Origin of the sequence: Haloferax profundi (assembly GCF_001469865.1) — an archaeon.
Taxonomy (GTDB): Archaea; Halobacteriota; Halobacteria; order Halobacteriales; family Haloferacaceae; genus Haloferax; species Haloferax profundi.
In genome coordinates this window covers 1-10,417 of record NZ_LOPV01000317.1, presented here as the reverse complement: position 1 = coordinate 10,417, position 10,417 = coordinate 1, and the positions used below count along the sequence as shown (strand labels likewise).

General features: G+C 62.4%; 13 protein-coding genes and 2 tRNA genes. 7 read left to right on the top strand and 8 right to left on the bottom strand.

Features of this window, described 5'->3' with window-relative positions:
* Positions 1–136: 136 nt before the first annotated feature.
* Positions 137–598 (top strand): group I intron-associated PD-(D/E)XK endonuclease, encoded by a 462-nt coding sequence (locus AUR66_RS12735; RefSeq protein ID WP_058572730.1) that lies wholly within the window; start codon positions 137–139, stop codon positions 596–598.
* A 37-nt stretch (positions 599–635) separates the two neighbouring features.
* Here the strand turns inward: AUR66_RS12735 and AUR66_RS12730 are convergent.
* Positions 636–739 (bottom strand) — tRNA-Asn (locus AUR66_RS12730).
* Positions 740–875: 136 nt separating this feature from the next.
* Here AUR66_RS12730 and cca point away from each other — a divergent pair.
* Positions 876–2,237, top strand: a complete 1,362-nt coding sequence (cca, locus tag AUR66_RS12725; protein ID WP_058572729.1) for a CCA tRNA nucleotidyltransferase — start codon at positions 876–878, stop codon at positions 2,235–2,237.
* On the opposite strand, the gene AUR66_RS12720 is transcribed toward cca, so the two are convergent.
* The 4 genes from AUR66_RS12720 to AUR66_RS12705 all read right to left on the bottom strand — a co-directional run bounded on the left by AUR66_RS12720 (position 2,216) and on the right by AUR66_RS12705 (position 5,995).
* On the bottom strand, positions 2,216–3,229 hold the full coding sequence (locus AUR66_RS12720; RefSeq protein ID WP_058572728.1) for a histone deacetylase family protein: 1,014 nt from the start codon (positions 3,227–3,229) through the stop codon (positions 2,216–2,218). The genes cca and AUR66_RS12720 overlap by 22 nt on opposite strands.
* Positions 3,229–3,660 (bottom strand): histone, encoded by a 432-nt coding sequence (locus AUR66_RS12715; RefSeq protein ID WP_058572727.1) that lies wholly within the window; start codon positions 3,658–3,660, stop codon positions 3,229–3,231. The genes AUR66_RS12720 and AUR66_RS12715 overlap by 1 nt, the downstream gene beginning before the upstream one ends.
* A 157-nt stretch (positions 3,661–3,817) precedes the next feature.
* Positions 3,818–5,257 (bottom strand): single-stranded DNA binding protein, encoded by a 1,440-nt coding sequence (locus tag AUR66_RS12710; protein ID WP_058572726.1) that lies wholly within the window; start codon positions 5,255–5,257, stop codon positions 3,818–3,820.
* Between the two features lie 237 nt (positions 5,258–5,494).
* On the bottom strand, positions 5,495–5,995 hold the full coding sequence (locus tag AUR66_RS12705; protein WP_058572725.1) for a hypothetical protein: 501 nt from the start codon (positions 5,993–5,995) through the stop codon (positions 5,495–5,497).
* 183 nt (positions 5,996–6,178) lie between these two features.
* Here AUR66_RS12705 and AUR66_RS12700 point away from each other — a divergent pair.
* Positions 6,179–6,251 (top strand) — tRNA-Arg (locus AUR66_RS12700).
* A gap of 77 nt (positions 6,252–6,328) precedes the next feature.
* On the top strand, positions 6,329–6,532 hold the full coding sequence (locus tag AUR66_RS21300) for a hypothetical protein (protein ID WP_157533104.1): 204 nt from the start codon (positions 6,329–6,331) through the stop codon (positions 6,530–6,532).
* A gap of 87 nt (positions 6,533–6,619) precedes the next feature.
* On the opposite strand, the gene AUR66_RS23155 is transcribed toward AUR66_RS21300, so the two are convergent.
* A complete protein-coding gene (locus AUR66_RS23155) occupies positions 6,620–6,841 on the bottom strand; it encodes a DUF7564 family protein (protein ID WP_082682207.1) in 222 nt (73 codons plus the stop codon).
* A gap of 293 nt (positions 6,842–7,134) precedes the next feature.
* On the opposite strand from AUR66_RS23155, the gene AUR66_RS12695 reads away from it, so the two are divergent.
* Positions 7,135–7,752: a DUF309 domain-containing protein gene (locus AUR66_RS12695; protein ID WP_058572724.1), complete on the top strand. Its 618-nt coding sequence runs from the start codon at positions 7,135–7,137 to the stop codon at positions 7,750–7,752.
* A 9-nt stretch (positions 7,753–7,761) separates the two neighbouring features.
* On the opposite strand, the gene azf is transcribed toward AUR66_RS12695, so the two are convergent.
* A complete protein-coding gene (gene azf, locus AUR66_RS12690; protein ID WP_058572723.1) occupies positions 7,762–8,550 on the bottom strand; it encodes an NAD-dependent glucose-6-phosphate dehydrogenase in 789 nt (262 codons plus the stop codon).
* A 100-nt stretch (positions 8,551–8,650) separates the two neighbouring features.
* Between azf and AUR66_RS12685 the strand changes: the two genes are divergently transcribed.
* Entirely contained in the window at positions 8,651–8,992 is a 342-nt protein-coding gene (locus AUR66_RS12685; RefSeq protein ID WP_058572722.1) for a dihydroneopterin aldolase family protein, read from the top strand.
* Positions 8,993–9,100: 108 nt separating this feature from the next.
* The gene (locus AUR66_RS12680) at positions 9,101–9,529 is read left to right on the top strand and encodes a DUF5790 family protein (protein WP_058572721.1); all 429 of its coding nucleotides are present in this window, start codon (positions 9,101–9,103) and stop codon (positions 9,527–9,529) included.
* A gap of 18 nt (positions 9,530–9,547) precedes the next feature.
* Here AUR66_RS12680 and AUR66_RS12675 read toward each other — a convergent pair whose 3' ends face one another.
* Positions 9,548–10,270: a creatininase family protein gene (locus AUR66_RS12675; RefSeq protein ID WP_058572720.1), complete on the bottom strand. Its 723-nt coding sequence runs from the start codon at positions 10,268–10,270 to the stop codon at positions 9,548–9,550.
* Between the last annotated feature and the right edge of the window lie 147 nt (positions 10,271–10,417).

Sequence of the window (10,417 nt, the reverse complement as noted above, 5' to 3'; positions counted from 1 at the left end):
AACTGCAATCCCTAACAGCGAGGTGCTCTACCAACTGAGCTACGGCGGCTCGCACTCGTACGTATCGAGGGGAGTGTGAAGTGGATTTCGTTTTGTTCTGGGAAAAAACTAGGTAGGTCTACGTCGTGTTGATGGCATGCAAAACGACTCATTCTACTTCGAGAAATTAGGTGAGACACACCTTCGGGGACAAGCCGCAGAAGCAATCGTCAAAGCGGCATTTCTCCGCCGAGGAATCCCTGTGCTCGTTCCCGAATACGACAACGAGCCGTACGACATCGTCATCGAGCTTGGAAGCGGCTTTCACAGGCTCCAAGTCAAGACTGGATACGACTCCAACGATGGCACAATCACGTTCGAAACGGTGAGCACGCGCTCTCGTTCGAATGGATACGAACGGTCAGACTACCGCGGGAAGATCGATTTCTTTGCAGTGTACAGTCCGGAACTCGAACAAACGTACTTGATTCACGTCAACGAGGCTGCATCGGGTAAGATGCAACTGAGGTACGAACCGCCAGCTAACAATCAGCGAATCGGCATCAACTGGCACGAGGAGTATCGGCTGGATACAGTTCTCGAGTCGATAACGAACTGACGAAACAACGGCTCAAAGTCGCTGAAGATGAGAGAAGCGCCACCGCCAGGACTCGAACCTGGGACAACCTCGTGTCTGCGGACGGCAGCCGAAACTGCAATCCCTAACAGCGAGGTGCTCTACCAACTGAGCTACGGCGGCTTTCGTCTGCATTGCTTCGTATTCGACGTTTCTTGATAGGGCTTTCGTTTTTACCCGACGGCTGGCGGGTGACAGCGTCTCACGCGGCCGCGAGCGCACCGTCACGCTTTCGCCACCCGGCACGGAACTGACGCGCATGACGAACACGGACCTCGACGCAGTCGTCGCCGCGGTCCGCGAGCGTATCGACCCCGACGAGGCGGAACGTCGGGCGCTCGCCGATGCGGCGAAAGACTTGGAGTCCCGCGTCCACGACGCGCTGGCAGACCTGCCCGTGGACGCCGACGTGCTGCAAGTCGGCAGCACCGCCCGTGGCACGTGGCTCTCCGGTGACCGGGACATCGACCTCTTCGTCCGGTTTCCCGACGACCTCGCGCGCGAGGAACTGGAAGACTACGGCCTCACCGTCGGCCACGCCGTCCTCCCCGACGGACACGAAGAGTACGCCGAACATCCCTACGTCAAAGGCGACTACGAGGGGTTCGACGTCGACCTCGTCCCCTGTTACGACGTTCCCACGGCACCCGAGATTCGCTCTGCGGTCGACCGGACGCCGTTCCACAACGCCTACCTCACAGAGCGCCTCGACGACGCCCTCGCGGCCGAGGTTCGCGTCTTCAAACGATTCCTGAAGGGAATCGGGGCATACGGCAGCGACCTTCGGACGGAGGGCTTCTCGGGGTACCTCGCCGAACTCCTCGTCCTCGAATACGGCGGGTTCGAAGCACTGCTCCGTGCCGCCGCCGACTGGAAACCACCGGTCGAATTCGACCCGGAAGACCACGGGACACGGACGTTCTCGGACCCACTCGTCGTCATCGACCCGACGGACCCAGAACGGAACGTCGCCGCCGTCTGCTCGGCAGAGAACGTCGCACGACTCCAGCACTACGCGCGCAGTCTGCTGTCCGACCCGCGTGAAGACCTCTTTTTCCTCCCCGACCCACCGGCACTCGACGCAGACGGCGTCCGCGGTCATCTCGAACGACGTGGCACGACGCCCGTCGCCATCGTCTTCGACGCACCGGACCTCGTCGACGACCAACTCTACCCACAACTTCGGAAGTCGCTCGACGGCGTCGCAGACGGCCTCGACCGGCGGGGGTTCGACGTGTTCCGAAAAGAGACGTTCGCCGACGACGATGCGGTGTTGTTCCTCGAACTCTCGGTCGCAGAACGCCCGCGCGTCGAACGGCACGAGGGGCCGCCGGTCCACGTCCGACAGCACGCCGACGGGTTCTACGACGCGTACGCCGACGGCGACGACGACTACGGTCCGTTCTTGGACGGCGACCGATTCGTCGTCGAGCGAGAACGCGAGTTCACGTCGGCGACAGCGTTCCTCACGAGCGACGCACTGTTCGACGTCGCACTCGGCAAGCACGTCGAATCGACGGTGCGAGAAGACGGGTACGAGGTTCTCGTGGGCGACGACGTCGTCAGCCTCGCCGACGCGTTCGGTGCGGAGTTCGGTCGTTACTTCGACCCGAGGCCCTGAACGTCTCGAATCTCGTCTACGAGGTCCACGTTCTTCTGGTCGGGGTCTTCGTCGGGGTCCATCGCGATTCGGCCGTCGAACGTCTCGTGGACGATTGCGACGCCCTCTGAGAGCGTGTCGAGACCGTAGCCGCCTTCGAGGACGAACGCGAGTGCGGTATCTGTCTCGTCACACAGGTCGCGAACTCGTTCGGTGAGCATCGCGTACCCTTCCGTCGAGACCCGCATCCGAGAGATTGGGTCGTGTCGGTGGGCGTCGAATCCGGCGCTCACGATGAACAGGTCCGGGTCGAACTGTTCGACCGCCGGTTCGATTGCCTCCTCGAACGAGTAGACGTAGTCGGCGTCGCCCGCACCCGCACGGAGTGGGACGTTGAGCGTCGTCCCCTCCGCACCGTCGTCGCCGGTCTCTTCGACTTCGCCCGTGCCGGGGTAGAGACCGTCTTCGTGGATGGAGGCGTAGAACACGTCGTCACGGTCGTAGAAGATGTCCTGCGTCCCGTTCCCGTGGTGGACGTCCCAGTCGAAGATAGCGACGCGTTCGGCGAGGCCGTCGTCCATGACCGCCTGCGCGGCGACGGCGGCGTTGTTGAAGAAACAAAACCCCATGGCGTCGTCTTCGACGGCGTGGTGACCCGGTGGTCGGCCAAGCGAGAAGGGCGTGTCGCGGCCGTCGTTGCCGTCGAGCGCAGACCGTGCGGCCCACTCTGCGAGTCCCGCAGACGCGAGGGAGGCGACCCAGGACTGTTCGACGGCGACCGTGTCGGGGTCCCAGTTCCCACCGCCACCGCGACAGAACGACTGGAACTCGTCGACGTAGTCCTGGTCGTGGACGGCGGTGACGGTCGATTTCTCGGCAGGTGCCGCTTCGACGTATTCGACGCCGTGGCGCTTGGCGAGTCCGCGGCGGATGGCGCGAAGGCGGTCCGCGGTCTCCGGGTGCCGTGGGCCGGTATCGTGGTCGAGACACGTCTCGTTGTAGCCGAAGCGCATTATTCGAAGAGGGAGAAGTAGGTCTCGATATCCTCGGCTTGCACCGTTCGGCGGTCGGCGTGGTGTGCGAGTTTCACTGCGGCACTCGCCACGTTGTTGGCGTAGTCTTCGAGGATATCGGCCAGTGCGATTCGAGCATCCATGGCGACACGGTACCGGTCGTCGATTTGGAGGCGTGCGATACGGTCGATAGGGGCGACGGGAAGATAGAGGTCGTCTCGGTCGACGACTTGCTGGACGCCGAAGTCTTCGGCCATCAACGTCTTGCGGCCGTCCGCCGTCGCCCGCTCGGCGGCGTCTATCGCCAACTCGGCGCCGTGGTCCTGAATCCGGCGCGCGAGTTCCTCTGCGGCACCTGCACTCACCCGGAGGTCACCCGCGTTCTGCCGGATAATCGCGTCTACCGGGGCGAACGGTAGCTCGACACTCATACCCACATATCGGGTCCGTCCGGCGTATAATCCTTTCCGTAGCGGTGTCTTCTGGATTTTATCGTCCGCACCGCTCCCGAGACCCGTCTGAGATTCCGTCACACGGCTGAGCAGGCACGTGACGACGTGGTATCACGAACGGTCCGCGCTCGTTCGCTTATCGTTTCGCGCCCGTGTGGACTTCGACCGAATCTGCGGTGATGCGGCCGTCAGTCTCGGTGCCGTTGACGGTCACTTCGTCGCCGAGGCCGAGTTCGGCGTCGGTCTCGACCGTCTTCGTCTGTGTTCCGTCGTCGAGGATGACGGGAGTTCCGGCTTGAACGACCGTGCCGGTGAACTCGACGGGTTCGCCGTCTGCGCCGGTGTCGGACGCACCTGCGGACGCACTGGTCGATGTGGCGGACCCAGACGACCCCGAGTCCCCCGAGAAGGCACCGAGTCCCTGGTCGTTCGCGCTCGCAGACCCGGCGTCACTGCCGCCGGCGCTGTCCGGGGCTTCGTCCATGACCGTGACGGACGAACGCCATCCAGCAGACGCTTCGAGGTCTTCCTGCCAGCCTTCCTTGATTTGTACGTCCGTGATGACGACGTAGTCGGCGAGGTCCACGTCGGTGTCGGCTTTCTCGCCCCAGAGTGCGACGCGGATGTCGTCCGTGTCGTCTTTGACGCGAATGTTCCTGACCTGTCCTTGCGACCCGTCGTCGCGGTCGAACGTACGCTTGCCGTCGGCCTCGATGACGCCACCCGCGATGTCGACAGTCTGACCGAGTTCGAGCGCTGCGATGTCTGTCGTCTCGGGAACGTACTCGACGTCTTCGTCGATGACTTCGACGGCCCCGCGCGACCCGACGTGGAGTTCGAGTGACCCGTCGCGTTCGCGGACGTACCCATCGACGACTTCGACAGACGACCCGACGTCGAGTTCCTCGACGAGGTCCGCTCGTTCGTCCCAGAGCGTGACGCGAATGCGACCCGTCGGGTCGCCGAGCGAGAGGTTCGAGACGCGACCCTCGGAGCCATCGTCGCGGTCGAACGTTCGAACCTCACCCGTATCGAGGAGTTTCCCTTTGAGGTTCACGTCCGAGAGACCGAGTGCGAGGTCCTCGACGCGGTAGCTATCGAGAATCTGCACGTCGACGTCGGCGTCGGGGTCCTCTTCGACCTTGCTGGCACTGACTTCGACGCCGTTGTAGCCGTCTTTCGGCCGTCCGGCGATGCGCAGGACGGTCCCGACTTCGAGGTTCTCTTCTGCGCCGACGGCCATCTCGTCCCACAGCGAGACGCGGATGCGACCCGTCTCGTCGGCGACTTCGATGTTGAGGACGCGCCCGTCTTCGTCTTCGTCGTCGCGTTCGAAGGTGCGAATCTCGCCGACGCTGACGACCTTCGCGAGGAACTTCACGTCCTCCATGCCGGGTTCGATGTCGGCGATACCGTTTACCTCCTCGTCGCGGAGTTCGTGGGCGATGAGCATCGCTGCCGTCTCCTCGTCGGCGAGGCCGCCCATCTGTTCGACCTTGTCTTTGACCGCGGCCTCGAACTTCTCGAACTCGACGTCGGTATCGAGGTCCTCGTAGACGTCCTCGATGACGCCCATCAGGCGTCACCTCCCTGTGCAAATCGCGCACGTCGCGGCAGACCACACGTCGTACTCATTCTATGGACGAACAGGGAAGGCCGGCGCTTAAGCGTTGTTTTCCTCGTGGTTAGGCACACGTGACGGTGGCGCAAAACGAACGACATAGCGGGGGTGGGTCCGTCTTCGTAGATGAACCTTCGTGAAATAGTGACCGTCGCCGGGGACCCTCGGTGAGGGCGTCGCCGAAGCGGGTGGTTACGTATTTACTTCGCGGCGGGCGACGGTCCGCCGACCGTTCACGTCGTCGTGGACGACCACGACTTCGCCGGGAAGTTGGAACTTGAACCGGAGTTCGACCCGGTAGCCGAGTGGGACGAGCGCCTGCGTGCACTCTTCGTCCGGGGACGTCTCTTCGACTGTCTCGACGACGACAGCGGCAGTGTTCGACTCGGCGTCGTACTCGACGCCAGCGAGTCGGACGACCGAACACCCGCTTGCACCCCAGAGACAGCCTTCGACGCTGATGATGCCGTTCTCGATGGCGGGGACGTTCGCCTTCCCGTCCGCTGGGCACTCGTCGGTGGACACCGGCGCAATCGACTGCCCGACCAACACCGGTTTGCTCGGTTTCGGCGTCGGCGTCGCAGTCGTCGTCTCCGTGGTCGGTTGGCCGTCGTCACCCTCGTCGTCGGCCGCGCACCCCGCGAGTGAAGCGCAGAAACTTGCAGCACCTGCGAGGATGGCACGTCGATTCACGAACGGTGGTACACTACCTCGACAAAAAGTCCTTGCGTCGAAACACCCGTGCGAGGGGGAATACGGAGGTTACCTCGGCCCCGGAGAACCTCCGTGGCTCGTGCCGTGGTCCCGCGGTTCACTGACAGTCCACATCGTAACCGTCTTAAGTAACCGTCGAGTACCGAAGAATGCAGCAAGACAGTCCTGATAGGGTAGTGGACTATCCTCCTGGCTTGCGGAGCCAGGGACCGGAGTTCAAATCTCCGTCAGGACGTTTCTCTTCCGAACACTAACCTCCGAGAGACCTTCGTGTCTCTCGGTTCTTCGGTCGTAACCGGACTCCAAGGAGATTTGAGCAGGGAGCGGCGCGAACGGAGTGAGCAGAGTAACCGACTTCAAATCTCCGTCAGGACGCTCACTGCGTTCGCTCCTGACGTGCTCCACGCTCGCGACGCTCGCGTGGAACTCCGTCAGGACGTTTTCCTTGCGAACACTAACCTCCGAGAGACTGCCGTGCTCCACATCGCTCCGGACGCTCGATTCACCATCTGTTAAACTCACTACCAGTGCGACTAACCGCTCGAAATCGCGTCGAGAAACGGTGCTGCCACTCAGCGATGGCGACTCGGGAAAAGTTGGGTATCACTCGTCGTCGTACGGAGGTTCAAGCCTCGGAGCGCGTTCGTCGTCGTGCTGGTCGACTGACGACGTGGTACGAGAACTCTGTGGGCGGGGTCGAGGGGGCACCTCGGACCGAGGGGCCGTAGACCATGCTTCGTGGCAGTCGGGACAGTAATTGCCCTTGTACATCCGGGTGAACAGATAGTTGTCACCACAGCGGATGCAGACCGGCGACTGCGTCATGGTTCGAAACCTCGGTCGAGGATTTTGTGGGTATTCATGTGCTATCATACCTCATATGTCCCCGAGACGCATAAGTATGACCTCAATTTACAGGGACGTTCCGCGCGAGAGGGACGTTACAGCGGTGCTAACTTGCGATTCGAACAGTGTGAGGTCCGAATGGGTTCTCGTCCCCGAACCGATAGCAGCGAGCACTCCTCTCTGAAACAGGACGATACTGTATTCGTTACAGAGTCCCCTCGCCGAGTCGATACTACAGACGTTTTTACCCGCCACCCACCGAGACTACCAGTATGGACGATTCGCTTCGCGCCGGCGTCGCAATCTACAACGCCGGGGCGTACCGGGCGGCCCACGGCGCGTGGGAGTCCGTCTGGTTGGGCCTCGAAGACGGGAGCGACGACGAACGGTTTCTCCACGGTCTCATCCAGTTCACCGCTGCGGTCCACCACGCCAGAGAGCAGAATTACTCCGGTGCGACGGGGTTAGCCAGAAGTGCCCAAACGTACCTCGACGGCCTCCCGGACGACTACCGCGGCATCGACGTCGACGACGTTCGCACTGCCCTGTCACGTCTCGAATCGGACCCCGACGTCGTCGTCCGTGACGACCCGCCCAGACTCCGCATCGACGACCGAATCGTCACCGTCGACGACCTCGACTTCGATGCAATCGTCGTCGCCGCCGAGACCCTCGCCGAAGAGTTAGAGGGCTACGACGAATCGGTAGTCGAAGACGCAATCGAGTACGCTCGGACAGAAGTCTCGAACGGGGCGCAGACACAGTTCACGGCGATGGTGTTCGACTTCGTGCAAAACGACGCACAGCGTGGCCTCGTCTACCAGCGAATGACAGAACACGTTCGACTGAAGCGACGCCGCGAAGACGACGTAACTGGGTTGTTCGAGTAGGCTGAGGGGTCAGACTTCGTCCAACGGTTCGCCCTCGAAGGTGTACTCTGCAGAGTTGTCGACAGGGTCGTAGCCGAGTACCTCGCGGGCGCGGTCGATTGAGTAGTATTTTCGGTCGTTGTCGGAGATGCCGTAGACGATTTCGTAGTCGTAGTCGGCCTCCAGACAGCACTCGAAGAGATGTGCACAGTCGCGGTACGAGAGCCACATGGCCTGTCCGCGTTCGTACTCCTTCGGTGGGTGGTGCTGCGTGAGGTTGCCGATGCGGACGTTGACGACGGAGATGTCGTGGTGGTCGTGGTAGTAGCGTCCGAGTGTCTCACCAGTCGCCTTACTCACACCGTAGAGGTTGCTCGGACGGGGAAGTTCGTTTCCGTCGAGACGGAACTCGTGGTGCGACCGGTACATGTCTGGCGTCCGTTCTTCGGTCTCGTACGCGCCCACGGCGTGGTTCGACGAGGCGAAGGCGAACTTCTCGACGCCCGCGTCGACGGCCGCTTGGTACATCTTCTGCGTCCCGTCGATGTTGTTTCTGAGTACACTGTCCCACGGTGCCTCTGGACGGGGGTCACCCGCGAGGTGGATGACTGCGTAGACGCCGTCCATCGCGTTCTTCACGGCAGTCTCGTCCGTGACGTCCGCGACGTAGACGTTCGTTCGGTCGACCGACGCTGGAATCTTCTCGTCTGGAAGTGGCTCGCGGTCCAGTAGCCGCCAGTCGTAGGCGTCCCCAATGTGCCCGAGTATCGCCTGGCCGACGCGCCCGCCAGCCCCCGTAAGCAAAACCGGCTGGTCCATTCGGTTCAACGTCCGGCGAGGGAGGCTAAGTAAGGTCCGGTTCGCGTCTGCGAAGGCATCTAATCGGCGAACTTTAGCCATGAGCGACATATCCCCAGCCATGGTCACCGACCCACAGACCGCTTGCTTCGAGGCGGGAATCAAGTTCGGGACGCTCTATCACCAGTTCGCCGGCACACCAGTCTCACCTGCGAGTGCGCGGAGCCTCGAACAGGCGATGGCGGAGGCCATCGAGAACCAACCGTACTGTGAGTCGGTCTCCGTCGACATCCTCGACGACGAACTCGACGCAGAACTCGCGGACTCGACGGCGGACTACACCGAACTCACGGGGCGATTCATGGAAGTCGAGATGCGAATCGAGTACGAGGGCGTGACAGTTCAGACGAAGATGGAGATGGAAGATGGCTACCCGCTGATGAGACTCGTCTCGGTCGAGTGAGGGTAGTCGAGGCGGTTCGAGAAATCGGCCACGACCGCGACCGAGTCGCACGATTTCACTTTCACTTTCGGGGTCGTTTTTAAACCCCTCCGTGCCGAACGTGTTGGCATGAGTCAAGCTACCCTCGGCGACGACGAACTTTTCGGAGAGGCAGCAGCGGAAATGCGTGCAGATGTCGAGGAACATCTCGACGAGGCCCGCGCCGTCCTCCCCGACGCAGACGACGTGTGGAACGCCGACGCTGACAACGTCCTCGGCGTCCTCAACGGTCTCCGGTCGTCCCTGAACGTCGAAGACGCCAGCGAACACCTCCGACAGGCCAAGAAGTGGTTCGTCATCGGCAAGCGAGCAGAGGCGTTCGACGACCCGGAGGACCTCGAAGAAGCCATCGCAGACCTCGAAGAACTCCTCGAGATGGTCGAAGACGCGCACGAACTCGTCGGCGAACTCACCAACACGATGCCGCAACTCCGTGGCGCACTCGCAGACGCCGCAGAAGCGGCCGACGAAGAGGAAGAAGAGGAAGAAGAAGAGTAGGTCAAGGAGACAAGTCCCTCACACGCAGTCACGTGATTCGACCGCTTCGAGAAGCCTCGCGAGTGCGTCGGCCGCGAGTGACTCCAACTCTTCTCCACGCGTTGCGTCGCCGTCGGCCGGGTCACCGACGACGCCGTTTTCGCTGAACTCGTCCGAGTCGTGCGCGAGATTGACCCCCGCGACCCACTCTCCCCAGCGGTCTGCCGCGCCCGCTCTCGCCTCGTCGATTCGGTCTTCACGGACGAGTTCGGGATGCGTGTGTCGGAGCAGTGCAGTTTCGAGTGGCCCAGCGTGTCCCATGTCTGACGAGTGTTCACCGACGGCGTCGAACCACGTGAACGCGACGGCGTAGGCGTCGCCCGTCCGCGAGATTCGTCGGCAGACTTCTGCGAGGGCCTCGACGTTGCCGCCGTGGCCGTTGACGACGACGACGCGGTCGAATCCGTGGAAGGCGAGCGATTCGATGGTCTCGCGGACGTACGCGCGGAAGGTGTCTGGAGAGACCCACAGTGTTCCGTCGAAAGCGCGGTGTTCCTCGGCGACACCGACTGGAATCGTCGGGCCGACGACGACGTCGCCGTCGAACGCCTCGGCACCCGCCTCGGCAATCGACTCGGCGTTGAGAAAGTCCGTCCCGAGCGGTGCATGTGGCCCGTGCTGCTCGGTGCTTCCGACGGGAAGGACCGCGAGGTCGGTGTCGAGGTCAGCGACGTCGGTCCAGGTGGCCTCGGAGAGTCGCATAGTGGGAGAAGACAGGGGGTCACCTTAGTGGTAGGCGCTTCGGGCGAGAAAGAGGCGAGTGGGGGTCCGCGCGGAACCTCGCGTCCGTCAGTCGTCACTCGCGTCTACTTCGGCCTGCCGGCGTGCGGCGCGTTCGACGAACTCGTC

Bases quoted from the DNA above. Each gene is read 5' to 3' on its own strand.
- azf (WP_058572723.1), bottom strand. From the start codon at position 8,550: ATGGACCAGCCGGTTTTGCTTACGGGGGCTGGCGGGCGCGTCGGCCAG.
- AUR66_RS12685 (WP_058572722.1), top strand. From the start codon at position 8,651: ATGGTCACCGACCCACAGACCGCTTGCTTCGAGGCGGGAATCAAGTTC.
- AUR66_RS12720 (WP_058572728.1), bottom strand. From the start codon at position 3,229: ATGCGCTTCGGCTACAACGAGACGTGTCTCGACCACGATACCGGCCCA.
- AUR66_RS12675 (WP_058572720.1), bottom strand. From the start codon at position 10,270: ATGCGACTCTCCGAGGCCACCTGGACCGACGTCGCTGACCTCGACACC.
- AUR66_RS12695 (WP_058572724.1), top strand. From the start codon at position 7,135: ATGGACGATTCGCTTCGCGCCGGCGTCGCAATCTACAACGCCGGGGCG.
- cca (WP_058572729.1), top strand. From the start codon at position 876: ATGACGAACACGGACCTCGACGCAGTCGTCGCCGCGGTCCGCGAGCGT.
- AUR66_RS12735 (WP_058572730.1), top strand. From the start codon at position 137: ATGCAAAACGACTCATTCTACTTCGAGAAATTAGGTGAGACACACCTT.
- AUR66_RS12680 (WP_058572721.1), top strand. From the start codon at position 9,101: ATGAGTCAAGCTACCCTCGGCGACGACGAACTTTTCGGAGAGGCAGCA.
- AUR66_RS12715 (WP_058572727.1), bottom strand. From the start codon at position 3,660: ATGAGTGTCGAGCTACCGTTCGCCCCGGTAGACGCGATTATCCGGCAG.
- AUR66_RS12710 (WP_058572726.1), bottom strand. From the start codon at position 5,257: ATGGGCGTCATCGAGGACGTCTACGAGGACCTCGATACCGACGTCGAG.
- AUR66_RS23155 (WP_082682207.1), bottom strand. From the start codon at position 6,841: ATGACGCAGTCGCCGGTCTGCATCCGCTGTGGTGACAACTATCTGTTC.